Genomic DNA, 23,777 nt, shown 5'->3' on the forward strand with positions numbered 1-23,777 from the left:
GACCGCGGATCCCCGCGCTCACTGCACCCAGTGCTCCAGCACCTCCTCGAGCCGGCCGTGCAGGCGCACGGTGGCATCCGGATCGGCGCGGGTGGGGCCGTCGTTGAGGATCACCACGGGCTTGCCCTGGCGCCCGGCCGCGCGCACGAACCGCAGTCCGGACTGCACGGTGAGGCTCGAGCCGAGCACCAGCAGCGCTTCGGCCGCCTCGAGCGCCGCGAAGGCCGCGGCCACGACCTCCCGTCGCGCGGACTCCCCGAAGAACACGACGTCGGGCTTGAGGATCCCTCCGCACAGCGCGCACGGCGGATAGCGGAAGCTGCTGGTGCGATCCACCTCGGCGTCCCCGTCGGGCGCCTGGGCGGCGTCGGCGGAGAGGGCGGGCAGGTGCTGCGCGAGCTCGGGGTTCATCATCAGCATCCGCTGGTGCAGGGCGGCGCGGGAGGACAGCGCCCCGCACTGCTGACAGCGCACCCGATCCAGCCGGCCGTGCAGGTCGATCACCGGCTCCGAGCCTGCGGCGGCGTGCAGGCCGTCGACGTTCTGCGTGATCACCGCCGTGATCGGGAAGGGCTCGGGGGTCAGGGCCGCGAGCAGGTGGTGCGCGGGCCCGGGCCGGGCGCTGCGGAACTGCTCCCAGCCCACGGTCGAGCGCGCCCAGTAGCGCCGCCGGGCGAGATCATGGCCGATGAACTCCTGAAAGGTCATGGGGGAGCGGGGCACCGCATCACGGCCGCGGTAGTCCGGCAGCCCGGAACCGGTGGACATCCCGGCGCCGGTGAGCACCGCGACCGGCCGGTCCCGCAGCAGTGCGAGAGCGGCATCGTTCTCCTCCGGGGAGCTGCGGTGACCGTAGTGCGCGCCCTCCATCGGCCCCCAGGCCGGCAGGCGCGGACCGCCGCGGGTGGGGCCGGGAGCGTCCGGCGCGCGGGAGGTGGCGGTGGAGAACCAGCGGCCGACGTCCGCTGCGGGACCGGCCCGACCGGTCCCGGCGCGGGAGGAGGGGTGGGAGCTCACCCTTCGAGGGTAGGCGGTGCGGCGCCGTCGAGGCCGACGAGGGGGCCAGCGGTGGGTATGCTCGGCGGGGATGAGGGTGACCTGCGGCGGACCTCGCGATCCGTCCCCGCGGTCGCTCCGCTCCGCGATGGCCGCGGTGCGAGGAGGAAGAGAGCGCCCTGGGATGACGACGCTGTACAGCTCCGCCCTGTCCACGCCCGAGGATCTTGCCGACTGGATCGTCGAGGGCCCGCTGGTCGCGACGTTCCCCTCCGGTCGCCTGCGGCTGGAGAGCGCGGCGGACCCGGCCGCGGGACAGTCCGCGCACTTCGTGGCCTGGTTGCCCGTGGAGCACGAGGGGGATGTACGCGTCACCTGGAGCTTCCGCCCTCTGCGCGAACCGGGCCTGGCCATGATCTTCTGGGCCGCCCGGGCCCACGGCGGTGGCTCGCTCCACGCCCCCGAGCTGCCGGCCCGCACCGGGCAGTACGCGCAGTATCACTCCGGGGCGATCGATGCCTACCATCTCTCCTACTTCCGCCGCAGGTGGCCGGACGAGCGCAGCCTGCACACCTGCAATGTGCGCAAGAGCCACGGCGCCCATCTCGTCGCCCAGGGGGCGGACCCGCTGCCCGCCGTGCTCGACGCGGACCGCGAGTACCGCATGTCCCTCACCTGGCGAGGCGCCACCGTCGACTTCACGATCGACGACATTCCCTGCGTGACCTGGCGCGATGACGGCTCCGTGGGTGGTCCTGCGCGTCACGGCGGGGCGATCGGGCTACGACAGATGGCGCCGCTGATCGCCGAGTACTCGGACCTCAGGGTGGAGGCACTCTGAGACAACGGCCCGCGCCGGGGCTGCCCGGCGGGCTCGAGTGCGTCCGGAGGGTTCGACGGCCCGCGTCGGCCGCCGTGCCCCGGCGCAGCTGGTGCCCTGGTGGGTCTGCGATGGAGCGGTCGGGTGCCCTGTGAGCGGGATGCTCCCGACCACCAGGTCCATGTGCATGGACCAGGGAGAGCTCTCCGCTGCTGCGTCGATCGGGCCCGGTCGCCCCGACGGCGTTCTACAGTGCAGCCATGGGATCCCTGCAGAGCGCTCGTGACGGCGCCGAGAACGTCGAGGACGCCGCCGAGGACGTCGCCGAGCACCCGGTCTTCCAGACCATCGCTCGCGGCGGCTTCGTGATGAGCGGTCTGGTGCACGTGCTGATCGGGGTGATCACGCTGCGCATGGCGCTCGGCGGCTCCTCGCAGGAGGCCGATCAGTCCGGCGCGCTGCAGGCCGTCGCCTCCGCGCCGGGCGGGAACATCGTGCTGTGGATCGGTGGGATCGCGATGGCGGCGCTGGTGCTCTGGCACCTGGCCGAGGCCTGGTTCGGTGCACGGTGGAAGCGAGGCGCCGCGAAGCGGATCGGCCACGTGGTCACCACCCTCGGCAAGGCGGTCGTCTACGCGGCGCTCGCGGCGACGGCGCTGCGCTTCGCCGCCGGGGCCGGCACCGACTCCGGCCAGCAGACCTCCCAGCTCACCGCGGGCCTGATGGGCAATGCTGCCGGCCGTACCGCGGTGGTCGTGGTGGCACTGGTGGTCTTCGTCATCGGCTGCCACCACGTGTACACGGGCGCCAGTCGCGGCTTCGAGGACCACCTGCGGGTGCCGGAAGGGCAGCAGATCGCCCGCGCGATCGTCGTCACCGGGGTGCTCGGCTATATCGGCAAGGGCATCGCGCTGCTGGCCGTGGGTCTGATGTTCGGCTGGGCCGCCCTCGGGGCGGATCCGGAGAAGGCGACCGGGCTCGACGGCGCCCTGCAGGCCATGGCGGCGCTCCCCGCCGGCGGGGTCGCGCTCGCCGTGGTCGGTGCCGGGCTCATCCTCTTCGGGCTCTTCGCGGTGCTGCGTTCGCGCTACGCGCCGGTCATGTGAGGGGCGCGGCGCCGGTAGCGGAGGATCCGAAAGCGCAGGCCGGTGCGTGAACTGCACCAGGCGGGATCAGATGCCTCCGGGGAGAAGTCGTCGGGAACGACGGGGGCGGTGGTGTCCCCGTCGACCTCGAGGTCGATCTCGGTGACCACCAGCAGGTCTGCCCGACCCATCGCCTCCCGGTACACGCGGCCGCCGCCGATCACCCAGGTCATCGCGCCCTTCACCGGGCCCGGGGCGGGGGTGTCGAGCGCGTCGCGGTCCCCGGGCCCGGTGGGGGAGTCTCGCGCCGCCAGCGCCTCGCCGGCCAGGCGCAGCGCGTCCCCCAGGTCACGGGCCCGCACCGCCCCCTCGGCCGCGAAGGCGTCGTCCGAGGTGATGACGATGTTCGTGCGCTCGGGCAGCGGCCGGAACCGGGGCGGGAAGGACTCCCAGGTGCGCCGGCCCATCACCACGGGCGAGCCCTTCGTGGTGCGGGAGAAGTGTCTGAGGTCCTCCGGCAGGTGCCAGGGCATGGTGCCGCCGGCGCCGATCACGCCGCCGCGGGCCTGGGCCCAGATCAGTCCGATCCGTGGCGGGGCGGGTGCGGTGTCGTCGTCCGTGCTCATACCGCAACGGGGGCCTTGATCCCCTTGTGGTGCTGGTAGCCCACGATCTCGATGTCCTCGAGCTCGTAGTCGAGGATCGAGTCCGGCTGCCGGGTCAGCGACAGGGTGGGATAGGGGAAGGGCTCGCGCGACAGCTGCCGGGTGACCTGCTCGTGGTGGTTGTCGTAGATGTGGCAGTCCCCGCCGGTCCAGACGAAGTCCCCCACCTCGAGGTCGGTCTGCTGGGCGACCAGGTGGGTCAGCAGCGCGTAGCTGGCGATGTTGAAGGGCACCCCGAGGAAGAGATCCGCGCTGCGCTGGTACAGCTGGCAGGAGAGCTTCCCGTCGTGCACCTCGAACTGGAACAGGGCATGGCAGGGGGCGAGCGCCATGGCGGGGATGTCCGCCGGGTTCCAGGCCGAGACGATCAGCCGGCGAGAGTCGGGGTTCGTGCGGATCTGCTCGATCACCTCGCTGATCTGGTCGATGACCCCGCCGTCGGGGGTGGGCCAGGAGCGCCACTGCGCGCCGTAGACCGGGCCGAGCTCGCCGTCCTCGTCCGCCCACTCGTCCCAGATGCTCACGCCCCGCTCCTGCAGCCAGCGCACATTGGTGTCCCCGCGCAGGAACCACAGCAGCTCGAGGATGATCGAGCGGGTGTGCACCCGTTTGGTGGTGATCAGCGGGAAGCCCTGGGACAGGTCGTAGCGCAGCTGCTTCCCGAACAGGCTGCGAGTGCCGGTGCCGGTGCGGTCGCCCTTGGCGTGCCCGGTCTCCATGACCTCGCGCAGCAGGTCCTCGTACGGGGTGGGGATGCTCATCGCGTCATACCCCCGCAGTGGTGGCGGAGGCAGGATCGGTGGCACCGGTGGCCGGAGGCGAAGCTTCTGGGCATGGTCCGATTCTCGCACCGTCGCGCCGCGCGTGCGCTTCGCGACGCCGTGCCGCAGCCCGTCCTGTCAGACGAGCGCCGGCTCCTCGGCGCTCTCCCGTGGCGCGGTCGTCGCGGCTGTGCCCGTGGCGGTCGGGCCGTCGGCGTCCGTCCCGCCTGCTCCCGGCCGTCCGCGCTTGATGAACAGCGTGGTCGCCGCCGCCCCGAGCCCGGCGACCGCGGCGAGCAGGAAGCAGATCTTGAAGGCGGTCATGGTGGGCAGCGACTGGCCGCCCACGGTGGTGGTGACGGAGGTCAGCACGATCGCCATCACCGCGCCGGCGCTCGTCGTGCCCATCGAGCGCATCAGGGCGTTGACCCCCACTCCCGACCCGGCCTCCGAGGCCGGGGAGTTCTCCATGATCAGTGTGGGCATCGCGGCGTAGGCGATCCCCACCCCGGCCGAGGAGAGGCAGGAGGCGAGCATGAGCTGCCACGGCGCGTCGGTCAGGAAGAACGCGACCAGGTACCCGCTGGAGAGGACGACCATGCCGGTGGCCAGCGTGGCCCGCCCGCCGAAACGGGTGAGCATCCCACTGGAGATCGGCGTGAAGGCCAGCATCATCAGGCCGCCCGGGGCCATCCACAGGCCCGTCTGCAGCATGGTCTGGCCGAGCCCGTATCCGGTGGCGTCGGGCGCCTGCAGCAGCTGCGGGATCACGATCGCCTGCGCCATCATGCCGAACCCCGCCATCAGGGCGGCGAGGTTCGTCAGCAGGATCGGACGACGGGCCATGGTGCGCAGGTCCACCAGCGGGCTTCCCTGGCGCAGCTCGAACCAGGCCCACAGCAGCAGTGCCGCGGCACCGCCGATGATCACGCCGAGCGTGGCGGCGGAGGCCCAGCCCCAGTCGTTGCCCTTGGAGACGCCGACGAGCACGGCGACCACGCCGATCGCCATGCCGATCGCCCCGATCACATCGAGCTTCCCGGAGCCGACCGGTGCGCAATGGGGCAGCGCGACCGCGGTGGAGACCACCATGAGCACGGCGAGCGCCGAGGCCAGCCAGAACAGCGCGTGCCAGTCGTAGGACTGCGCGATCCAGGCGGCGATCGGCAGGCCGAGCGCGCCGCCCACACCGAGGGTGGCGCTGATGCCGGCCACCGCCGTGTTGCGCAGGTGCGGGGGCATCACCTCCCGCACGAAGCTGATCGCGACCGGGATGTACCCCATCGCCAGGCCCTGCAGCACACGGCCGACCAGGACGGGCGCCAGCGAGTCCCCGAGGGCGCTGATCAGCGAGCCCGCCAGCATGAGCGCGGCCGAGCCGATCAGGACGGGCTTGCACCCCTTGAGATCGGCGAGCCTGCCGGAGACCGGCATCGCGACACCGCCGGCCAGCAGAGTGGCGGTGACCACCCAGGCCGCGTTCGAGGCCGAGGTGCCGAGCATGGAGGGCAGCTCGGGCTGGATCGGGATCACGAGCGACTGCATGAGCGAGGCGCACAGGCTGGAGAAGCCGATGACGATCAGGATCACGGCGGGGTGGCGGACGCTGCCCTCGGCCGGGCTCGCTGTCTGCGGGGAATGGTTCACGGGCACCTTCGGTTCGGACGTGGGACTGGGGAAGAATATGTAATCTACATAGTGGGCGCGGGTGTGTAAAGTACATACCGGAGTCGATCCGAGCACTGTGACGACGTCGAAGGAACGGTGGCGAGATGATGGAGCACACCGGGGGTGACTGCGCCCCGGGCGAGGACGCCGCGGCGCGGGAGCCGCGCCGCGAGGTGGCACGCCTCCTCAGCCTCCTGGACCGCCACCGCAGGCTCCATCGCCAGGAGCGCAATCTCGGGGACGCCGACCTGCGCATCCTCTGGCTCTTCGCCGACGGAAGCACCCGGACGCTGCGGGAGATCGCGGACGCCCTCCACCTCGAGCAGTCCACGGTGAACCGGCAGGTCAATGCCGCCGTCACGGAAGGGCTGCTCGAGCGAACCCGAGGTCACGGCGGTCAGGCGTACCGCTTCCAGCGCACGGCGACGGGGTATCGACTCTTCGAGGCGGATGTCGCCGCGAGCCTGGCCGGCTATGACGAGGCGCTGGCCGCCCTCGGGGCGGCGGATGCCGCGACCTTCGTCGATCTCCTGGGCCACTTCACCGAGGCCTACCGGGTGGTGGCGGAGCGGTCGGGCAAGGTGCTGCGGCGCGAGTAGGCAGGGCCCGGATCGTCGGGCCGACGTTCGCCCATGGCCCCGCCCACGTGCCGGGCCCGACGACCCTGCGAGTTCCGGCGACACGCCGGACATCGATATTCAACCGAAGGGTTGACCATGATCGCGACGCGGCGTAACGTCTCCGTCATCAACCAATACGTTGAGAAAGGGAGGGATGGACGACGACAGTCTCTCGAGGGCCTTCGCGGCCCTCGCCGATCCCACCCGACGAGACCTCGTCTCCCGGCTCACCCTCGGTGACGCCACGGTCGGAGAGCTCGCCGCCCCCTACGACATGTCCCTGCAGGCCGTGAGCAAGCACCTCGCGGTCCTCGAATCGGCCGGGCTCGTCTCCCGCCGACGCGACGCCCAACGGCGCCCCGTGCACCTCGAATCCGAGGTGCTGGGGGAGCTGACCCACTGGATCGACCGGCACCGCCGAGCCGCCGAGGCACGCATGTCCCGCCTCGACGGCGTCCTGCACCATCTCCGCAGCACGGATCCCGAGGAGCACACGCCATGACCACCACCGAACGGCTCACCACCGCGACCATCGAGGCCGATTCCGAAGTCCCCTTGATCCGCATCACCCGGGACTTCCGGGCAACGCCCGCGCAGCTCCTGCGCGCGCACACCGATCCCGAGCTCTACGCGCGCTGGGTGGGACCCGAGGAGCTCTCGACCCGCATCGAGCGCTGGGATGCGCGCACCGGCGGTGCCTACGCCTTCACCAACATCGGACCGGACGAGGAGGAGTACTCCTTCTACGGGAGCTTCCACGAGGTCACCGAGGACCGCCTCGTCCAGACCTTCACCTTCGACGGCTGGCCCGAGGCCGTCTCCCTGGAGACGCTGCGGGTCGAGGACCTCGGCGACGGCTGGACCCGTCTGCACGGGCAGTCGCTCTTCGACTCCTTCGAGGGCCGCAATCAGATGCTCGAGAGCGGCATGGACGTCGGTATCCACGAGGGGTACGCCGCCCTCGATGCCCTGCTGGCCGAGGCGGGCCCGCGATGAGCGCGTCGCTGCCCCAGCTTCCGCCGGACGAGAAGTACCGCGTGATCGCCGCACGGTTCAGCGAGGTCGTCCGCGGCGTCACCGAGTGGGACGCGCCCACCCCAGTGGCGGAATGGCACGCCCGTGACGTGGTCGGGCACCTCGTCGGCTGGCTCTCCGCGCTGGTCCACGCCGGATCGAGCTTCCGCTTCGACGATGGTCCTCCGGTCGAGGCGGACCCCAGGGGTGCGTTGGAGGTCTTCGATCCGCAGGTGCAGCGCCTGCTCACGGACCCTGCCGCGGCCGAGATCCTGCACTCCAACCTGCATACCGGACAGGACCGTCCGCTGCCTCAGGTGGTCGACCAGGTCTTCACCGGTGACGTCTTCTTCCACACCTGGGACCTCGCCCGTGCCTCCGGTCAGGACGACGCGCTGGACGCGGATCTGGTGCACGATGCCCTGACCAGCATGAGCGCCATGGAGGAGCAGCTGCGTCCCAGCGGCCAGTTCGGGCAGCAGCAGCCGGTGCCCGCTGACGCCACCGAGCAGGAGCGCCTCTTCGCCTTCCTCGGGCGGGACCCGCGCTGGACTCCGTGAGAGTCCGCGCGAGGCGGCGCGGTGGCATCGAGGGTCGCTCACGGGGGAGAGCTCGAGCCCTGTTCGCCGCAGTATTTTTAGAGGGGCCCCGGATCGAACCCATGCCAGGTGCCGCTTCGAGCGCCTGTGAGCGGCACCTGGCGTGGGGTACCGGCGAGTGACGGGGTCGATCCGCCGCTGAGTGGGCGTCTCGAACGTGGTCAATCCGGCATGGATGAGGAAATGGGGCCGTCCTGCCGTACCGTGAATGGTGTGACCGCTGCTGCGAGCCCCGGCGACGCGCGCGTGACACCTGATACCTGAGCATCTGACCCTTCGACGATAGAGAAACTCCTCATGCCCTCTCCCCGCACCAAGCTCACCGCACCCCCGCGCCTTGCCAAGAACGGCCTGCGCATCACCGCGCTCGGCGGCCTCGGCGAGGTGGGCCGCAACATGACCGTGTTCGAGCACGCCGGCAAGCTGCTGATCGTCGACTGCGGCGTGCTCTTCCCCGAGGAGCACCAGCCCGGCATCGACGTGATCCTGCCGGACTTCACCTCGATCCGGGACCGCCTGGACGACATCGAGGCGATCGTCCTCACGCACGGTCACGAGGACCACATCGGAGGCGTCCCGTACCTGCTCAAGGAGCGGGCGGACATCCCCGTGATCGGCTCCGAGCTGACGCTGGCGTTCATCACCGCGAAGCTCAAGGAGCACCGCATCACCCCCAAGACCATCCAGGTCGAGGCGGGGCAGAAGCACAAGGCGGGCTCGTTCGACCTCGAGTTCGTCGCGGTCAACCACTCCATCCCCGATGCGCTCGCCATCATGATCCGCACCAAGGCCGGCTCCGTACTGCACACCGGTGACTTCAAGATGGACCAGTTCCCGCTGGACGGCCGCATCACCGACCTGCGCTCCTTCGCCCGGCTCGGCGAGGAGGGCGTGGACCTGTTCCTCACCGACTCCACGAACGCCGAGGTCCCCGGCTTCACGATGTCCGAGCGGGATCTGAACCCGGCGATCGACCAGGTGTTCACCTCCTCGCCGCGACGGATCATCGTCTCCAGCTTCGCCAGCCACGTGCACCGCATCCAGCAGGTGCTCAATGCCGCTCACGCCAACGGCCGCAAGGTCGCCTTCGTGGGCCGCTCGATGGTGCGCAACATGGCGATCGCCCGCGACCTCGGCTACCTGAACATCCCCAAGGGCCTCGTCGTCGACTTCCGCAAGATCCAGTCGATGCCCGATCACAAGATCACCCTGATCTGCACCGGTTCGCAGGGCGAGCCGATGGCGGCGCTGGCCCGCATGTCCAACGGCGACCACCAGATCCAGGTCGGCGAGGGCGACACCGTGCTGATGGCCTCCTCGCTGATCCCCGGCAACGAGAACGCCATCTACGGGATCATCAACAAGCTCACCGACCTCGGCGCGAACATCGTCCACAAGGGCAACGCGAAGGTGCACGTCTCCGGTCACGCCAGCGCCGGCGAGCTCGTGTACTGCTACAACATCGTGCGGCCGAAGAACGTGATGCCCGTGCACGGCGAGTCCAAGCACATGCACGCCAACGCCGAGCTGGCCCGCCGCACCGGGGTGCCGGAGAAGAACATCGTCCTCGCGCAGGACGGCGTGACCGTGGACCTCGTGGCCGGCCAGGCGAAGATCTCCGGCAAGGTCGAGGCCGGTCTGGTGTACGTGGACGGCCAGACCATCGGCACCGCCACCGAGGACACCCTCGCCGAGCGCCGCATGCTCTCCGGCGGCGGTGTGGTCACCGTGGTCGCCCTGATCGATCCCAAGACCAATCAGCCGGTCGAGCCGCTGGAGTTCATCACCAAGGGCTTCGTGCACGACGACAAGACCTTCAAGGGCGCCGAGACCCAGGTGAGCAAGGCCCTCGCCCGCGCCCGTCAGGACAAGATCGACGACATCGGCGAGCTCGAGGAGATCATCGTCGAGGCCGTCGGCAGCTACCTGCGCCGCACCTACCGTCGCGAGCCGGCGGTCATGGCCGTGGTCGTCGACGCGTGAGCGCTCTGTGAGCCCAGCCCGATCGGCGTGAGCCCAGCCTGATCGGCGCCTGACCTCGAAGGCCCCTCCCTCCCGTGCTCCGGGACGGAGGGGCCTTCGCCGTCGGTGCGGGCAGACGCGGGGCATGGAGCGGGCCCGGACCGGCGCCCCGGAGGAGCGCCGACGTCGCCTCGGCCGAGCGGACACGAGACCTCGAAGCAGCCCGGCTCGGCTCGACCGAGCGGTAGTTCGTCACCGGCCGCCGCGGTGCGATGCGCCGCCCCACCGGCAAAAGGGCTGGCGACCTGGGAAGCGCGCACGGTCTCCGGCGCCGCCGGTGGTCACGAGAGCGGTGGGGCGACCGGGCGGATGGACCGGATGGCCCACCCGAACCGGCATCGGTGTCGAACCATGGAAGGTCCCCGTCCTCTTGCCGGAAAGCTCGCCTGCTCGCACCGCTGCCGTACTCGCCCACCTCCCAGGAGCCTCCATGCACACCATCGAACTGAGTGATCCCGACGGTGATGCCCTCACCATCACGACGGACACCGATGGCGTCTGGATCAGCTGTACGGCCGGGACGCGGAGGTGACCGTCGGGCCGCTCGCCGCGGCGACTCTTCGTGACAGCCTGGCCCGCCTCGGTGGCCGCGAGCGCAGCATCCGGTCCTGACCGGCCTCCTCCCGCGCGCCCCGGCACGCCCGTGCTCCGCCCCGACGGGACGGGTACGCAGCAGGCTGTCCCGCCGCCGCATCCCCGCCCCGATCGTGTCCGACCCCACCCGTCGAGATCGGATCCGGCCGCCTCAGCCGTGCCTGCGGAGCGAGAGAATGGTGGTCATGGCCCCTCACCTCGACCCGCGCGCGACGACCGGAGCATCAGCCCCTGATGACCTGGCCTTCCGGGCACTGGCAGGCGTCTGGATCATCACCGGTGGTCTGGTCGCGGCAGTGACCGGCCCGCTGGGTCTCGAGCACGGGTCCTGGTCCGCCGCGTTCCAGGTGCTGGTCGGCGGCGTGCTGCAGGCAGGCCTGGGCGCCGCGCAGCACGCGCTCGCCGGTCCGCGCGCGTCCCGCGGGACGCTGCTGGCCGAGATCCTCACCTGGAACCTGGGCTGCCTGGCGGTGATCGGCGGGACGGTGCTCGCGGCGCCTGTGCTCGTCGACTTCGGCGGCCTGCTCCTGGTGGCCACCATGGTGCTGATGATCCGCGCGGTCGGCCGGGGTGCGCAGGGCCCGTCCTGGGCGCTGTGGACCTACCGCGCAGTGCTGCTCCTGACCATGGTGAGCATCCCGATCGGCCTGGTCCTCGCGCACCTCCGCGCGGCCTGACGCCGCAGCACCGCCGAGCGCGGCCGTGCTCTCGTCAGCGGGGCTCCCAGCGCAGCACCGCGGACACCAGCTCGTCGAGACTCTGCGCGCTGTCCAGGCGCAGCACCGGCACCTCGAGCATCGTCAGCCAGGCCTCGTGAGAGGCGCGGCTGCGACCGGTGAACCCGGGGTCGTCGTAGCCGCGGGCCCAGGTCAGGAACTCGGCTCGGGCCTCGACGTCGACCGTCTGCCGCGGGTCGCGGACCTGCTCGCGGGCCTCGAGCCGACGCAGCCGCTCCGTCGGATCCAGGCTCAGGAACACAACCGCCTCGCAGCGGGCGAGGATCCCGTCGCCCCAGCCGATCATCGACCCCGACAGCACCCAGGCCTCGCGCGGGACGAACATCGTGTGCATCAGGGCGGCCCGCTCCTGGGGCGGGCGGGATCGGGTGAAAGGCGGATCCGTGGGGAACCAGTAGTAGTCGTCGGAATCGGCATGGGGCACGGACCACCGGTCGGCCAGGGCGCGGGCGAGCGTCGTCGTGCCGGAGCCGCTGGCCCCCATGACGTGGAGGCGGGAGCGCTGCATGGAGCCATTGTGCGCAACCGGGACGCGGTGCGCATCTGGGGCCCGACCGAGGCCGGGGTCGGGGCGGGATACTGGCGGCATGACGGAGGACGCGATCTCCCTGAGGATCCACGGCTCCTCCCGCCAGGAGCTGCGGGCGGAGCTGGCCGCCGCGGGCGTCGAGCTCAACGCCTTCGCCGAGACGCTGCTCGAGCACCCGTGCTTCGCGCCGGGCCCCGCGCGGACGCTGACGCTCACCCAGCGCACCGTCGACGAGCTCGATCTGTCCGCGGGCGGCACGCTGCCGCAGGTCATCGCTGCCGCGCAGCAGCAGGGGTTCGAGCTCTGCCCGCCCCAGACGGGACCGTACCTGCGCCTGGCGGTGAGCTCACAGCCCTCGGCGCCGGACTCGGTGCTCTCCGCCGGGCGGATCCCCCGCGGCGCGCTGCACGTCCTGTCCGCACCGCTGAGCGAGGACGACGAGTACCCGAAGGGGTTCTACCTGCGGGTGGTCGAGGGGGTGTCATGGCTGCGCGGCTTCCGCTGCGACGACGAGTACCGCTGGCCCCCGGAGGCCACGGTGGTGCTCCGGGTGCCTCAGGAGGGATGACCAGCGCGCGGGGCGGCCAGGTGCTCGCGCAGCTCCGTCGCGCTCGGGTTGCGCAGCACCTGCGTGCCCAGGAGCACCGTCGGTGTGAGCTCGTCACCGCCGTTGACGGCGCGGACCCGCGCGTTCGCGTCCTCGTCCCGCCACACGTTCACCCAGGTCACGCGGGGGTCCTTCCCGAGTTGCAGCAGCAGGCGCTCGCAGTAGAGGCAGCCCGGCTTCCACAGCACCACGGCGTGGTCGGGCGAGATCCGGGCCTCGGCGCGCGCCCAGGGGGTGTGCCGGCCGCGCCGACCGGACCACACGGCGGCGCCGGCCAGCACGAGGGCCCCGAGCACGCCGGCGATGATCCCCTGGCGCAGGTCGTCCATCGCCATCACCGCAGCCATCGCGAGGATCGCGACGGCCACGAGGGCGAGGGACCAGCGCTGCTGACGAGGCATGAACTCAGCCTACGTCCCGCCTCACTGGTAGGACACGAACCAGGGACGCGGCTCGACCTCGTAGGTCTGCGTCATCGGCCGCCTCGTCGAGATCCCATTCCCGGTGCTCAGCCCGAGACCCGCGCCGAGGCGGTGGCCAGCGCGGTCCCCCGGATCCGCTCCTCGTCGACCCTCACCCCGAGGCCGGGGCCCCGGGGCACGGTCGCGACGGCACCGGTGATGTCCAGGCCCTCCACGTAGAGCTCGGCGAGCAGCTCCGGGCCGTTGAGCTCGGCGGGCAGCGCCAGGTCCATCGCGCTGAACAGGTGCAGCGCGGCGGCGAAGCCGATCCCGCAGTCCGTCAACCCGCTGGCCAGGATCTCGATCCCGTGCGCCTGGGCGACCGCCGCGGTGCGCTGCGCCGCGCGCAGTCCGCCGGACTTGCAGACCTTGATCACGACCATGTCGGCGGCCTCGAGATGCGCCGAGCGGGCGAGGTCGGTGGCGGTGAAGCTGCCCTCGTCGATGGCGAGGGGCAGCGTGAGATCCCGCCGCAGCCGGCGCATCCCGGCCCAGTCCGTGGACGGGACCGGCTGCTCGATGCACTGGACGGAGGGGATGTCCTCGAGGGCGCGGGCCAGGCGCAGCAGCTGCGAGGGCCGGTAGGACTGATTGGCGTCCAGCCAGATCGGCTTGCCGCCGGCCTCCTCCACCACGGCCAGGATCGAGGCGCGATCGGCCTCGAGATCGCCACGGACCTTCACCTTGAAGGCGTGGTACTCGCGGCTGTCCCGGGCGTGCTCGGCGACCACCTCCGTCGGCCCCACGCCGATGGCGCTGCACAGGGGGATGCGGTCGGCGATCCTGCCGCCCAGCAGCTGATGGACGGGCAGCCCCGCCAGATGCCCGGCCGCGTCATGGAGGGCGACGTCGATCGCGGCGCGGGCGAAGGGGAAGCCGTTCGAGACCGACGGGCTCAGCGCCGTCGACGCACGGCGATGGAACAGCTCGACGTCGAAGGGGGTCAGCCCCTGCAGCAGGGGGGCCAGATCGTGGTGGATCACGTCCATGATCGTGCGAGCGGTCTCGTAGCTCCAGCTGGGCAGCGCGCGCTGCTCGCCCCAGCCGACCGTCCCGTCGGACGTCTCGATCCGTACGAAGACGACGTCGCCGAGGGCCCCGGCGGCGCCCACCGGCCCGGACCCCAGGACGAAGTCCCGACGGAAGGGCACGGGGACGTGGAACGTCTCGACGGAGGCGATGACGGCTCCGCGCCCCGTGATCGCTGCGGTGCTCGGATCTGCCGGGCTCATGTCTGCGGTGCTCGTTTCTGCAGTGCTCGTTCCTGTGCTGCGCGGTCGGGCCTTCCCATCATCTCTCACGCCAGGATCGAGAGTGCGGCCGGGTCCACCCATGACGGTCCGCGGTGCCCGCGGGCGAGGTGGTCCGTGACGTCCTCCAGGACGTATCCGGTCAGCGCGCGGTGCCCGTCCGAGGTGTCGCCGGCGATGTGCGGGGTCAGCAGCAGCCCGGGGACCTGCGCCAGGGACTCCGCCAGCTGCGGCGGCTCGACGTCGTACACGTCCAGCCCGACCCGGAGCCGTCCGGAGACCGCGGCCTCCAGGAGCGCCGCCGTGTCCACCGCGGCCCCGCGGGAGGAGTTCAGGACGATGGCACCGTCCGGGATCGCCGCGATCAGCTCGGCGGTGAGCATCCCCTCCGTCGCGGGCGTCGCCGGGACGTGCACGGAGACGATCTCGTTGTCCATCACCTCCTCGAGCGACGCCCGGCGCACCCCGAGCTGCTCCGCCCGCGCGGGGGAGAGGAACGGGTCGTGGACGGTGATCTCGGTGCGGAAGGGTGCCAGCAGCCGGATGAACTCCCTCGCCGTCGAGGACGCGCCGACGATGCCGATGCGTCGGCCGGTGAGCTCGCCGCCGCTGGGCCGATCGGACTTCCACCGCCCCTGGACCACGTCCGCATGGGACTCGACCAGGTGCCGCGTCAGGGTGAGCACGGCGGAGAGGCAGTACTCGCCCACGGAGGTCGCGATCCTGGGGGCGGCCGAGAACACGGTGACGTCCTCGAGACTCTCCGGTGGGACCAGATTCTTGATGGTCCCTGCGGCATGGGCGACGATGCCCGGCCCGCCCCGGTCCGTCCCGAGCAGATCCGCGGGCAGTCGCGGCGTGCCCCAGCTGGTCACGACGATGTCCTGGCCCGGGAGCAGGTCTCGGAGCTCGTCCTCGTCGAGGCCGGACGAGGCCCATGTCGTCGCGAACTCGTCCTCGAGCCTCGCCCGGGTCGCGGGATGGCAGACGTCCAGTGCCCGCTCGGGGGTCATCGCCATCAGCAGATGCCTCGTGGTGCTCGGTGACATGCGATGTCCTCCGGGAGATCGAGTGGGGTCTCGGGTGGTCACGGACGGGTTCGGCCCGTTCTGTCAGAGATCCTCCTCTGTGTGCGCAGGGGCGCCGTCGAGGCCGCGATCATATCGACAAGCGCTTGCCCGTCGCGGGGGAACATGCTTGACTATACGGATGGAAAGCGGTTGCCGCTCGGTGGGGGCGGAAACGGTCGCCACCGGCGCCCGGACCGCCCGTCGGCCGCCCGGGAACCGGGCATCACAGGAAGCGCAGGAGACAGACATGGCAGAACGCAGGATCGGGATCATCGTCAACGGGGCCACCGGCCGCATGGGCTACCGCCAGCACCTGGTGCGCTCGCTGCTCGCGATCCAGGAGCAGGGGGGCGTCGAGCTCGCCGACGGCGACCGCTTGGTCCCCGACCTGCTGCTGGTCGGCCGCAACGAGGAGAAGCTCGCCGCGGTCGCCGCGCGTCACGGGCTGACGAACTGGACCACCGACGTCGACGAGGCCCTCGCCGACGAGGACTACGAGGTCTACTTCGACGCCCTGGTGACCAACCTGCGCGTCGCGAACCTCAAGAAGGCCATCGCCGCCGGCAAGGCCATCTACACCGAGAAGCCCACCGCCGAGACCTTCGAGGACGCGCTCGAGCTCGCGCAGCTGGCGAAGCAGCACGGCACCGTCAACGGCGTCGTGCACGACAAGCTCTACCTGCCCGGGCTGCTCAAGCTGCGCCGCCTGATCGACTCCGGCTTCTTCGGCGAGATCCTCTCGGTGCGCGGCGAGTTCGGCTACTGGGTCTACGAGGGCGATTGGCAGACCGCCCAGCGCCCCTCCTGGAACTACCGCTCCGAGGACGGCGGCGGCATCGTCGCCGACATGTTCCCGCACTGGAACTACGTCATCGAGGAGCTGTTCGGCCGGATCGAGGACGTCTACGCCCAGACCGCCACCCACATCGGGCAGCGCTGGGACGAGAAGGGCCAGGAGTACACCGCGACCGCGGATGACGCGGCCTACGGCGTCTTCCGCCTCGAGGGCGGCACCGTGGTGCAGATGAACTCCAGCTGGGACGTTCGCGTCCACCGCGACGAGCTGGTCGAGTTCCAGGTCGACGGCACCAAGGGCAGCGCCGTGGTGGGCCTGCACGGCGCCCGCGTCCAGCCGCGAGAGGCCACCCCGAAGCCGGTGTGGAACCCCGACGTCAAGGACTCGCACAACTACTACGAGGACTGGATCGAGGTGCCCGACAACGCCGGGCCCGACGGCTTCGACAACGGCTTCAAGGTGCAGTGGGAGGACTTCCTGCGCCACTACATCGAAGGCAGGGAGTACCCCTTCGACTTCCTCTCCGGCGCGCGCGGCGTGCGCCTGGCCGAGGCCGGCCTGACCAGCTCCGCCGAAGGTCGCCGCATCGCCCTCGACCCGCTGACGGAGGTGTGAGCATGGCGGACGCCCTGCAGCTGACCCTGCTGGACGAGGACGGCTCCCTGCGCACCCTCCCGCTCGCCCAGGCCCCTGCCTTCGCCCGCCCCATCGCGCCCCTGCGCTCCCGCGTCGTCTACGCGGCGGTGCACGTGGTGCCGCAGGTGCACGGGGACAACACCCCCGGCGCCCCGGCCGATATCGACTGGGACGCCACCCTCGCCTTCCGCCGCACCATGTGGTCCCGCGGGCTCGGGGTGGCCGACGCGATGGACACCGCCCAGCGCAACATGGGCCTGGACCCCGCGGCCACCCGGGAGCTGATCACGCGCTCGGCCGACGCCGCCCGCGAGGCGCTCGCCGATCCGGAGATCGCCGCCGTGTTCCCGGCCGACGCGACGGTGAGCGACCTGATGGTCGCCGGGGTGAACACCGATCAGCGCAGCGAGCATTCGCTGAGCCTGGACGAGATCGCCGAGGCCTACATCGAGCAGCTGGAGGCCACCGAGGCCACCGGTGCGGGGGCGGTGCTGATGGCCAGCCGCCACCTCGCCCGCACGGCGACCACGGCCGCCGAGTACGAGGAGGTCTACCGCCGGGTGCTCGACGCCGCGAGCGGGCCGGTGGTCCTGCACTGGCTGGGCACCGTCTTCGACCCGCAGCTGGGAGGCTATTTCGGATCGGAGGATCCCGCCGTCGGGGCGGACACCCTGCTCCGGATCATCGAGGCGGACCCCTCGAAGATCCGCGGCGTGAAGATGAGCCTGCTGGACGACGCCGCGGAGATCGCCGTGCGCGAGCGGCTCCCCGAAGGGGTCCGCATGCTCACCGGCGACGACTTCCACTTCTCCCACCTCATCGTGGGTGACGGCACCTGCACCACCGAGGCCGGGGGAGAGCAGGTGGCCGGGGAGTACTCCGACGCCCTGCTCGGGGCCTTCGCCGCCACCGCGCCAGCGGCCTCGGCCGCGGTGCAGGCGCTCGACGCCGGGGACCCGGCCGAGGCCTCCCGGATCCTGGACGCCTCCGAGGAGCTGGGACGGCACATCTTCTCCGCCCCCACCTTCCACTACAAGACCGGGGTGGCGTTCCTGGCCTGGCTGAACGGCCACCAGCAGGCGTTCACCATGGTGGGCGGCATGCACAGCGCCCGCAGCCTCCCCCACCTCTCGCGCACCATCGAGCTCGCCGCCACCACCGGCAACCTCGAACAACCGGCGCTGGCCGCCGAGCGCTGGCACTCGATGCTGCGCCTCGCCGGATACGACCTCGATGCGGCGGCACGGACCGCCGGGGCAGGAGATGCCGCATGACCACCTCCCACTCCCTCGCCACCGCGCCCTCGGAGCGTCTCGGGACCGGCACGCAGCGCCTGTCGCTGAACCGTTGGACGTTCCGCACCACGCCGCTCCAGGAGTTCCTCGACGCCACCACGGCGCAGGGCATCGGCGCCGTGGGCCTGTGGCGCCAGGATGTCGCCGAGGTGGGCCTGGACGCGCTGCGCCGCCGGGTCGACGACGCCGGACTGCGGGTGAGCACGCTGTGCCGCGGGGGCTTCCTCACCGCCTCCGCCGAGGCCGACCGCGCCGCGGCGCTGGAGGACAACCGCCGCGCGATCGACGAGACCGCGGCGCTCGGCGCCCCCTCGCTGGTGCTCGTCGTCGGCGGCGTGGACCAAGCGGACAAGGACATCGTCGGGGCCCGCTCCCGGGTCACCGAGGCCGTCGCGACCCTGGCCCCCTACGCCGCGGAGCGCGGGGTGACGCTGTCCATCGAGCCGCTGCACCCGATGTTCGCCGCAGATCGCGCCGTGGTCTCCACCATCGACCAGGCCCTGGACATCGCCGAGGCCTCCGGCAGCCCCGCCGTCGGCGTCGTGGTGGACACCTACCACGTGTGGTGGGACCCGTACCTCGAGCGCGCCATCCAGCGCGCCGCGGCGACGGACCGCCTGTTCAGCTACCAGGTGTGCGACTGGAACCTGCCGCTCGCGGCCGAGCCCCTGCACTCCCGCGGCTACATGGGCGACGGCTTTATCGACTTCCCCTCGATCACCCGCATGATCAAGGACGCCGGCTACACCGGCGACATCGAGGTCGAGATCTTCAACGAGGACGTATGGGCCACCCCGGCCGCTGAGTCCGCGCGGATCATCGCCGAGCGGTATGCGCAGCTGGTGCTGCCGCACGCCTGAGGGCGCCCAGGAATGACCGGCGTCGCGTGTCAGCCGGCGCCGGTCAGGGCCGTGGTGCCCCGCAGCAGCACCTCGCCCCGCACATGGACCTCCGACGGCGCGTCCTCGGCGGCATCCTCATCGGTCGCGGGCGGCTCGAGCACCCATTCGACGGCCTGCCGGGCCATGTCGTGCAGGGGCAGCGCGATCGTCGTGAGCGGCGGATTCGCATCGGCCGCATCGGGCACCCCGCCGAAGCCGGCGACCGCCACCTGAGTGGGCACCTCGATCCCGTGGCGGCGCAGCTCGCCGAGCGCGCCGAGCGCCATGACATCCGCGGGGGCGAACACGCACAGCGGGAGGTCCTCGGCGGCCGGCAGGTCGGCGAGGTGCTCCTGGATCCTGGCGGCCAGCTGGTATCCGCCGGCGCGGGTCAGGTCCGCCTCCACGCTGAGCTCGGGCTCGATGCCGGCCTCGGTGAGCGCGGCGATGAAGCCGCCGGTGCGATCCGCGGCCGAGGGGATCCCGGCGATCCCCTGGACCACGGCGAAGCGGCGGTGGCCCTCCACGATCAGCGCTGTCGCGAGCTCATGGGCGGCGGCAGCGTTGTCCGGCACGATCGTGCGCCCCACGCCGAGGGACTGGCCCATGCCCACCACCCGACCGCCGTGGCGGGCGAAGCCCTCGAGCAGGGTGCGCAGGGCGGCGTCCGAGTCGTTGCCGTAGCGATGCGAGCCCACCAGCACCAGGGCATCGACCTGCTGGGCGATCAGGGAGCGGAGCGCCCCGACCTCGGTGTCGATCTCGCGATCGGTCTGCGTGAGCAGCACCTGGGACTGCGAGGCGAACACCTGCTGCTGGATCTCGCGGGCGATGGTCGCGAAATAGGGGTCGGCGATGTCGTGGACCACCAGACCGATCAGGCCCGAACGGGAGCGGGCCAGGGCCTGGGCCTGGGCGTTGGGGACGTAGCCGAGCTTCGCCGCGGAGATCTTCACCTTCTCGGCGACCGCCTTCCCGGGCACCCGGGAGGAGCCGTTGAGCACGCGGGACGCGGTGGCCAGGGAGACGCCCGCGTCCTTGGCCACATCACTGAGTCGGACGGCGGGCATCGGTGTTCCTCCTGCGGGTGGTGGCGTGTCTGCCGGGCCGGGGGAGCGGTGCCCGCGGTCCGGTCAGCATAACGAGGGGGTCGCATGAGGGGCCGCGCCCGGTCGCTCCGCGCCGCATGCCCTCAGGCCTCCCTCTCGCGGCGGGAGGGATCGACGGGGTGACGCGGCGGCTCCCCGGCCGCCAGGCGCCGCACCTCCTCGAGAGCGTGCTCGCCCAGACGACGCAGCTCATTGCCCTGGGAACCGGCGATGTGCGGGGTGATCGACACCGTCGGCACGTCCCACAGGGGGTCGTCGTCGGCGAGATCGTCGTGCACGTCGAGCACCGCGCAGAGGCGCCCGGAGACCAGCTCCTCGCGCAGTGCCTCGACATCGACGAGGGCGGGACGGGCGGTGTTGACGAAGGTGGTCCCCTCGCGCATCAGCGCGAGCAGCTCCCGGCTGACCAGCCCCCGGGTGGAGGGGACGTCCGGCGCGTGCAGGCTCACCACATCGCTGCGGGAGTACAGCTCCTCGGGCTCCACCTTCGTCGCGCCGAGGGCCGCGATCTCCTCCGCGCCGACATAGGGGTCGGTGACCAGCACCTCCACGTCGAAGCGCTGCAGGTGCTCCGCCACCAGGGAGCCGATCCGCGAGGCGCCGACGAGACCCACCACGCTCCCGTAGTTCCCGACCGCCCGGCCGGCACCGGCCGGCCGGCCCACCTCGTGGCTGCGGCGATAGTCGGTCTCCTGGGCGAGGGACCGCTTGCCGGCCAACAGGATGTGGGCGAGCGTGAACTCCGCGACCGGCACGGCGTTCGCCGCGGTCGAGGAGGTCACCACGATGTCGCCGCGTTCCCACACCGCCTCGGAGACCACGAAGCGCACGGTTCCGGCGGTGTGGACGATGGCCCGCAGGCGCGGCATCCGCGCGAGCGCCGCGGCATCGACACAGGGTGAGCCCCAGCCCGTCAGGAGCACCTCCACCTCGGCGAGGGACTCGTCCTCCGCAGCGGCGAGGTCGGGGACGGTGCGGCGGGTGTCGATCTCGCCGAGCGCGGCCAGGCGCGTGAGCTGGAGATCATCGAACATGCGGCCGGGCAGTTCCGACGGCATCGCGAGCAGGGCCCTCATCGTGCGCTCTCCGCGCCGGCGGCGATCAGCTCGCGCAGGGATGCCGCCTCGCGGGCGAGCAGGGCGGGATCGTCCTGCGGGACGAACTCGAGCAGCGCATCGCGGTCCGAGCCCTCCGCGGCGAGCACACCGAAGACCTCCCGCCACAGCGGCGCCCGCTCGGCGAGGGGAAGACGCTCGTGCACCGGCCACCACGAGAAGACGTGGATCGTCGAGGTGCGGGGCAGCACCTGCCGCAGGGTGTCCACGGCCTCGCCGTCCGACATGCCCTGGTGCGGCTGCCAGTAGCTGAGCACGTGGTCGTGATCGACCTCCTCGAGCAGGCGCAGGGTGGAGGTGATCTCGTCGGTGAGCGTGCGGCCGTGGAACTCGAGGCCGAGGTCGATGCCGTGCGCGGCGGCGGCGTCGGCGAACTCCCGGAGCCGCGCGACCGTCCGCGCCCGCTCGGCGGCGGGGGTCCCGGCCGAGCCGGTGCGGCCCGCCCAGACCCGGATCCGCGGGGCGCCGAGCGCCCGGGCGGCGGTCAGCACGCCTGCCGCCTGAGCAGCGAACTCCTCGTCGGAGCCGTCGAACCGGAGGTAGGAGCCGAAGGAGGCGACGGCGAGGCCGGCGCGCTCGGTGAGGGTGCGGGCGCGCTCGGCGGCGGCGACGTCGCCGGGTGGGACATGGGCGTCCCCCGCCCACTCCACGCAGGCGAGGCCGGCATCGGCGGCGAGCTCGACGATGCGCGCGACGTCGAGCTCTCGGAAGGTCACGGAACACAGACCGGGTCGGATCATGGGCACTCCTGGGAACGTGGATTGACGCGCGGGGCCACGGTGCGGCGATGCCGTGCGCACCATCCTGCGACGAACGACGGCATCCCCGCGCCCGCCGCCGAACGCATCCGGGTGCGAACCACTGAGGGCAAGCGTTTACCATAGGGTATCGCGAGATCGGGCGGGAGCAATGCTCACCACGCACCGAACGAGCGCCCGCCCACCAGCCAGGAGGCCATCGTGTCCATGCCGAGCCCGACCCCCGAGCGGCGGCAGCCCAATGTGCTGCTGCTGGTCACGGACGATCAGGGCGCCTGGGCGCTCGGCTCGAAGATGCCGGAGCTGCGCACCCCGACCCTCGACCGCCTGCAGCGGGAGGGGACCACCCTGGAGCGCTTCTTCTGCGCCTCCCCGGTCTGCTCCCCGGCGCGGGCCAGCCTCACCACGGGGCGGATGCCCTCCGCCCACGGGGTGCACGACTGGATCCGTCCCGAGGCGCTGGCCCGCGCGGGCACACCGGAGCGGCCCGTCGACCCCGACTTCCTCGAGCGGGCCGTCGGCGCGGACTCGATCGCCCAGATGCTCTCGCGGGACGGGTACCGCTGCGGGATGGTCGGCAAATGGCACATCGGCTCCTCGGACGTCCCCGCCCCGGGCTTCGACTACTGGTGGGCGCACCAGCTCGGCGGAGGCCCCTACTTCGGGGCACCGACCTGGAAGCACGACGAGGTCAGCGGCCGGCCGACGGTCCCCGCCGAGCCGACGACGGAGCCTGAGTACCTGACCGACGCGATCACGCGCCAGAGCCTCGACTTCCTGGATCGACTGGACGCCGAGGACCCGGGTCGTCCGTTCTTCCTCCAGGTCAACTGGACCGCGCCGCACGACCCCTGGTTCGACGGGAACCACCCGGAGGACCTCCTGGCCCTCTACGACGACACCGACTTCCCCTCGGTGCCCGCTCCCGAGCCCCATCCGTGGTTCACGGCCGAGGCCTTCTCGCGGGCCGTGGCCGATCGGCGCGGGGCTCTTGCCGGCTACTGCGCGGCGATCAGCGGGGTGGATCGCAGCATCTCCGCCCTGCTGGAGGATCTCGAGCGGCGCGGTCTGCTGCAGGACACGATCGTGGTCTTCACCGCGGACAACGGGTTCTCCTGCGGCCACCACGGCATCTGGGGCAAGGGCAACGGGACCTTCCCGCTGAACTTCTGGGAGCCGTCGATCACCGTCCCGTTCATCGTGCGCTGGCCGGATCGGATCGCCGCCGCGGCGGTGGACGAGCGTCCGGCCTCCGCCGTCGACCTCTTCGCCACGATCGCCGAGCTCACCGGGGCGACGCCGCTCGAGGATCCGTTGCGGGCCGGCCGCTCGCTGGCGCCCCGGCTGCTCCGCAGCGCGCCGGAGACCTCGGAGGCGTCGCCGGAGACGGCGGGAGCGGTCGACGCGCCGGAGGACGCCGTCGTGATCCACGACGAGTACGGCGCGAACCGGATGCTGCGCACCGAACGCTGGAAGCTCGTCCTGCGGCGCGAGGGACCGACGGAGCTCTACGACCTGCAGGAGGACCCCGGCGAGGAGCGCGACCTCTCGACGGCTCCGGCGCATGCCGCCGTCCTCGACGAGCTCAGCGGAGCCCTGGAGGACTGGTTCGCACGGCACAGCACCCCGGCGCTGAGCGGCTGGGACTCCCCGGTCGACGGCTCCGGCCAGAGCGTTCCCGTCGGTTGA

The 23,777-nt window shown here is 71.8% G+C and carries 24 protein-coding genes; 13 read left to right on the forward strand and 11 right to left on the reverse strand.

The genetic code is table 11. From position 1 onward, the window contains the following. Nucleotides 1–18: 18 nt before the first annotated feature. Nucleotides 19–1,017, reverse strand: a complete 999-nt coding sequence (locus tag CFK38_RS03910; protein ID WP_096801902.1) for a Sir2 family NAD-dependent protein deacetylase — start codon at nucleotides 1,015–1,017, stop codon at nucleotides 19–21. Between the two features lie 163 nt (nucleotides 1,018–1,180). Between CFK38_RS03910 and CFK38_RS03915 the strand changes: the two genes are divergently transcribed. Both CFK38_RS03915 and CFK38_RS03920 read left to right on the forward strand, forming a co-directional pair. Then, the gene (locus CFK38_RS03915; protein WP_096801903.1) at nucleotides 1,181–1,837 is read left to right on the forward strand and encodes a DUF1961 family protein; all 657 of its coding nucleotides are present in this window, start codon (nucleotides 1,181–1,183) and stop codon (nucleotides 1,835–1,837) included. 239 nt (nucleotides 1,838–2,076) lie between these two features. After that, entirely contained in the window at nucleotides 2,077–2,922 is an 846-nt protein-coding gene (locus tag CFK38_RS03920; protein WP_096801904.1) for a DUF1206 domain-containing protein, read from the forward strand. Here the strand turns inward: CFK38_RS03920 and CFK38_RS03925 are convergent. The 3 genes from CFK38_RS03925 to CFK38_RS03935 form a co-directional block, all read right to left on the reverse strand. Continuing rightward, complete coding sequence (locus CFK38_RS03925; protein ID WP_096801905.1) at nucleotides 2,904–3,527, reverse strand: dihydrofolate reductase; 624 nt, start codon at nucleotides 3,525–3,527, stop codon at nucleotides 2,904–2,906. The two genes, CFK38_RS03920 and CFK38_RS03925, sit on opposite strands and share 19 nt — an antisense overlap. Next, a complete protein-coding gene (locus CFK38_RS03930; RefSeq protein ID WP_096801906.1) occupies nucleotides 3,524–4,327 on the reverse strand; it encodes a thymidylate synthase in 804 nt (267 codons plus the stop codon). The genes CFK38_RS03925 and CFK38_RS03930 overlap by 4 nt, the downstream gene beginning before the upstream one ends. Nucleotides 4,328–4,465: 138 nt before the next feature. Continuing rightward, nucleotides 4,466–5,974 carry an MFS transporter gene (locus CFK38_RS03935; RefSeq protein ID WP_218192342.1) on the reverse strand — a complete coding sequence of 503 codons (1,509 nt, stop codon included), beginning with the start codon at nucleotides 5,972–5,974 and terminating at the stop codon, nucleotides 4,466–4,468. Between the two features lie 125 nt (nucleotides 5,975–6,099). Here CFK38_RS03935 and CFK38_RS03940 point away from each other — a divergent pair, with 125 nt between their 5' ends. The 6 genes from CFK38_RS03940 (at nucleotide 6,100) to CFK38_RS03965 (ending at nucleotide 11,521) form a co-directional block, all read left to right on the forward strand. Continuing rightward, nucleotides 6,100–6,594, forward strand: coding sequence for a MarR family transcriptional regulator (locus CFK38_RS03940; RefSeq protein WP_218192343.1), 495 nt, complete (start codon nucleotides 6,100–6,102; stop codon nucleotides 6,592–6,594). A gap of 175 nt (nucleotides 6,595–6,769) precedes the next feature. Next, nucleotides 6,770–7,117 (forward strand): ArsR/SmtB family transcription factor, encoded by a 348-nt coding sequence (locus CFK38_RS03945; RefSeq protein WP_096801907.1) that lies wholly within the window; start codon nucleotides 6,770–6,772, stop codon nucleotides 7,115–7,117. Continuing rightward, a complete protein-coding gene (locus CFK38_RS03950; RefSeq protein WP_096801908.1) occupies nucleotides 7,114–7,611 on the forward strand; it encodes an SRPBCC domain-containing protein in 498 nt (165 codons plus the stop codon). The genes CFK38_RS03945 and CFK38_RS03950 overlap by 4 nt, the downstream gene beginning before the upstream one ends. Then, on the forward strand, nucleotides 7,608–8,189 hold the full coding sequence (locus tag CFK38_RS03955; RefSeq protein ID WP_096801909.1) for a TIGR03086 family metal-binding protein: 582 nt from the start codon (nucleotides 7,608–7,610) through the stop codon (nucleotides 8,187–8,189). Before CFK38_RS03950 ends, CFK38_RS03955 begins: the two co-directional genes overlap by 4 nt. A gap of 336 nt (nucleotides 8,190–8,525) precedes the next feature. Further along, nucleotides 8,526–10,211 carry a ribonuclease J gene (locus tag CFK38_RS03960; RefSeq protein WP_096801910.1) on the forward strand — a complete coding sequence of 562 codons (1,686 nt, stop codon included), beginning with the start codon at nucleotides 8,526–8,528 and terminating at the stop codon, nucleotides 10,209–10,211. 818 nt (nucleotides 10,212–11,029) lie between these two features. Next, nucleotides 11,030–11,521, forward strand: coding sequence for a hypothetical protein (locus tag CFK38_RS03965; RefSeq protein ID WP_096804207.1), 492 nt, complete (start codon nucleotides 11,030–11,032; stop codon nucleotides 11,519–11,521). A gap of 34 nt (nucleotides 11,522–11,555) precedes the next feature. On the opposite strand, the gene CFK38_RS03970 is transcribed toward CFK38_RS03965, so the two are convergent. Then, nucleotides 11,556–12,089 carry a P-loop NTPase family protein gene (locus CFK38_RS03970; RefSeq protein ID WP_096801911.1) on the reverse strand — a complete coding sequence of 178 codons (534 nt, stop codon included), beginning with the start codon at nucleotides 12,087–12,089 and terminating at the stop codon, nucleotides 11,556–11,558. Between the two features lie 79 nt (nucleotides 12,090–12,168). Between CFK38_RS03970 and CFK38_RS03975 the strand changes: the two genes are divergently transcribed. Further along, nucleotides 12,169–12,678, forward strand: coding sequence for a hypothetical protein (locus tag CFK38_RS03975; protein WP_096801912.1), 510 nt, complete (start codon nucleotides 12,169–12,171; stop codon nucleotides 12,676–12,678). Here CFK38_RS03975 and CFK38_RS03980 read toward each other — a convergent pair. The 3 genes from CFK38_RS03980 to CFK38_RS03990 form a co-directional block, all read right to left on the reverse strand. Further along, complete coding sequence (locus CFK38_RS03980) at nucleotides 12,666–13,118, reverse strand: glutaredoxin family protein (RefSeq protein ID WP_096801913.1); 453 nt, start codon at nucleotides 13,116–13,118, stop codon at nucleotides 12,666–12,668. The genes CFK38_RS03975 and CFK38_RS03980 overlap by 13 nt on opposite strands. Nucleotides 13,119–13,225: 107 nt before the next feature. Next, a complete protein-coding gene (locus CFK38_RS03985; protein WP_096801914.1) occupies nucleotides 13,226–14,410 on the reverse strand; it encodes a mandelate racemase/muconate lactonizing enzyme family protein in 1,185 nt (394 codons plus the stop codon). A gap of 65 nt (nucleotides 14,411–14,475) precedes the next feature. Then, entirely contained in the window at nucleotides 14,476–15,477 is a 1,002-nt protein-coding gene (locus tag CFK38_RS03990) for a hydroxyacid dehydrogenase (RefSeq protein ID WP_096801915.1), read from the reverse strand. Between the two features lie 268 nt (nucleotides 15,478–15,745). Between CFK38_RS03990 and CFK38_RS03995 the strand changes: the two genes are divergently transcribed. The 3 genes from CFK38_RS03995 to CFK38_RS04005 are packed head-to-tail and all read left to right on the forward strand — an operon-like array spanning nucleotide 15,746 to nucleotide 19,085. Continuing rightward, entirely contained in the window at nucleotides 15,746–16,909 is a 1,164-nt protein-coding gene (locus CFK38_RS03995; protein WP_096801916.1) for a Gfo/Idh/MocA family protein, read from the forward strand. A 2-nt stretch (nucleotides 16,910–16,911) separates the two neighbouring features. Then, nucleotides 16,912–18,204: a DUF993 family protein gene (locus CFK38_RS04000; protein WP_096801917.1), complete on the forward strand. Its 1,293-nt coding sequence runs from the start codon at nucleotides 16,912–16,914 to the stop codon at nucleotides 18,202–18,204. Beyond that, nucleotides 18,201–19,085 (forward strand): sugar phosphate isomerase/epimerase family protein, encoded by an 885-nt coding sequence (locus CFK38_RS04005; RefSeq protein WP_096801918.1) that lies wholly within the window; start codon nucleotides 18,201–18,203, stop codon nucleotides 19,083–19,085. The genes CFK38_RS04000 and CFK38_RS04005 overlap by 4 nt, the downstream gene beginning before the upstream one ends. A 29-nt stretch (nucleotides 19,086–19,114) precedes the next feature. Here the strand turns inward: CFK38_RS04005 and CFK38_RS04010 are convergent, their stop codons facing one another. From CFK38_RS04010 to CFK38_RS04020, 3 genes are all read right to left on the reverse strand, one after another. Beyond that, a complete protein-coding gene (locus tag CFK38_RS04010) occupies nucleotides 19,115–20,176 on the reverse strand; it encodes a LacI family DNA-binding transcriptional regulator (RefSeq protein WP_096801919.1) in 1,062 nt (353 codons plus the stop codon). Between the two features lie 122 nt (nucleotides 20,177–20,298). After that, nucleotides 20,299–21,291, reverse strand: coding sequence for a hydroxyacid dehydrogenase (locus tag CFK38_RS04015; protein WP_096801920.1), 993 nt, complete (start codon nucleotides 21,289–21,291; stop codon nucleotides 20,299–20,301). Further along, nucleotides 21,288–22,070: a sugar phosphate isomerase/epimerase family protein gene (locus CFK38_RS04020; RefSeq protein ID WP_096801921.1), complete on the reverse strand. Its 783-nt coding sequence runs from the start codon at nucleotides 22,068–22,070 to the stop codon at nucleotides 21,288–21,290. The genes CFK38_RS04015 and CFK38_RS04020 overlap by 4 nt, the downstream gene beginning before the upstream one ends. Before the next feature lie 225 nt (nucleotides 22,071–22,295). On the opposite strand from CFK38_RS04020, the gene CFK38_RS04025 reads away from it, so the two are divergent. Further along, a complete protein-coding gene (locus CFK38_RS04025) occupies nucleotides 22,296–23,777 on the forward strand; it encodes a sulfatase family protein (protein ID WP_157773544.1) in 1,482 nt (493 codons plus the stop codon).

Origin of the sequence: Brachybacterium vulturis (assembly GCF_002407185.1) — a bacterium.
Classification (GTDB): Bacteria; Actinomycetota; Actinomycetes; order Actinomycetales; family Dermabacteraceae; genus Brachybacterium; species Brachybacterium vulturis.

What these genes read in the sequence shown, in the direction of transcription:
- CFK38_RS03930 (WP_096801906.1), bottom strand. Translation starts at nt 4,327, where the DNA reads ATGAGCATCCCCACCCCGTACGAGGACCTGCTGCGCGAGGTCATGGAG.
- CFK38_RS04015 (WP_096801920.1), bottom strand. Translation starts at nt 21,291, where the DNA reads ATGAGGGCCCTGCTCGCGATGCCGTCGGAACTGCCCGGCCGCATGTTC.
- CFK38_RS03995 (WP_096801916.1), top strand. Translation starts at nt 15,746, where the DNA reads ATGGCAGAACGCAGGATCGGGATCATCGTCAACGGGGCCACCGGCCGC.
- CFK38_RS03955 (WP_096801909.1), top strand. Translation starts at nt 7,608, where the DNA reads ATGAGCGCGTCGCTGCCCCAGCTTCCGCCGGACGAGAAGTACCGCGTG.
- CFK38_RS03970 (WP_096801911.1), bottom strand. Translation starts at nt 12,089, where the DNA reads ATGCAGCGCTCCCGCCTCCACGTCATGGGGGCCAGCGGCTCCGGCACG.
- CFK38_RS03920 (WP_096801904.1), top strand. Translation starts at nt 2,077, where the DNA reads ATGGGATCCCTGCAGAGCGCTCGTGACGGCGCCGAGAACGTCGAGGAC.
- CFK38_RS04000 (WP_096801917.1), top strand. Translation starts at nt 16,912, where the DNA reads ATGGCGGACGCCCTGCAGCTGACCCTGCTGGACGAGGACGGCTCCCTG.
- CFK38_RS03945 (WP_096801907.1), top strand. Translation starts at nt 6,770, where the DNA reads ATGGACGACGACAGTCTCTCGAGGGCCTTCGCGGCCCTCGCCGATCCC.
- CFK38_RS03980 (WP_096801913.1), bottom strand. Translation starts at nt 13,118, where the DNA reads ATGCCTCGTCAGCAGCGCTGGTCCCTCGCCCTCGTGGCCGTCGCGATC.
- CFK38_RS03990 (WP_096801915.1), bottom strand. Translation starts at nt 15,477, where the DNA reads ATGTCACCGAGCACCACGAGGCATCTGCTGATGGCGATGACCCCCGAG.
- CFK38_RS03960 (WP_096801910.1), top strand. Translation starts at nt 8,526, where the DNA reads ATGCCCTCTCCCCGCACCAAGCTCACCGCACCCCCGCGCCTTGCCAAG.
- CFK38_RS04005 (WP_096801918.1), top strand. Translation starts at nt 18,201, where the DNA reads ATGACCACCTCCCACTCCCTCGCCACCGCGCCCTCGGAGCGTCTCGGG.
- CFK38_RS03985 (WP_096801914.1), bottom strand. Translation starts at nt 14,410, where the DNA reads ATGAGCCCGGCAGATCCGAGCACCGCAGCGATCACGGGGCGCGGAGCC.
- CFK38_RS04010 (WP_096801919.1), bottom strand. Translation starts at nt 20,176, where the DNA reads ATGCCCGCCGTCCGACTCAGTGATGTGGCCAAGGACGCGGGCGTCTCC.
- CFK38_RS03975 (WP_096801912.1), top strand. Translation starts at nt 12,169, where the DNA reads ATGACGGAGGACGCGATCTCCCTGAGGATCCACGGCTCCTCCCGCCAG.
- CFK38_RS03965 (WP_096804207.1), top strand. Translation starts at nt 11,030, where the DNA reads ATGGCCCCTCACCTCGACCCGCGCGCGACGACCGGAGCATCAGCCCCT.
- CFK38_RS03950 (WP_096801908.1), top strand. Translation starts at nt 7,114, where the DNA reads ATGACCACCACCGAACGGCTCACCACCGCGACCATCGAGGCCGATTCC.
- CFK38_RS04025 (WP_157773544.1), top strand. Translation starts at nt 22,296, where the DNA reads ATGCCGAGCCCGACCCCCGAGCGGCGGCAGCCCAATGTGCTGCTGCTG.
- CFK38_RS03940 (WP_218192343.1), top strand. Translation starts at nt 6,100, where the DNA reads ATGATGGAGCACACCGGGGGTGACTGCGCCCCGGGCGAGGACGCCGCG.
- CFK38_RS03915 (WP_096801903.1), top strand. Translation starts at nt 1,181, where the DNA reads ATGACGACGCTGTACAGCTCCGCCCTGTCCACGCCCGAGGATCTTGCC.
- CFK38_RS04020 (WP_096801921.1), bottom strand. Translation starts at nt 22,070, where the DNA reads ATGATCCGACCCGGTCTGTGTTCCGTGACCTTCCGAGAGCTCGACGTC.
- CFK38_RS03925 (WP_096801905.1), bottom strand. Translation starts at nt 3,527, where the DNA reads ATGAGCACGGACGACGACACCGCACCCGCCCCGCCACGGATCGGACTG.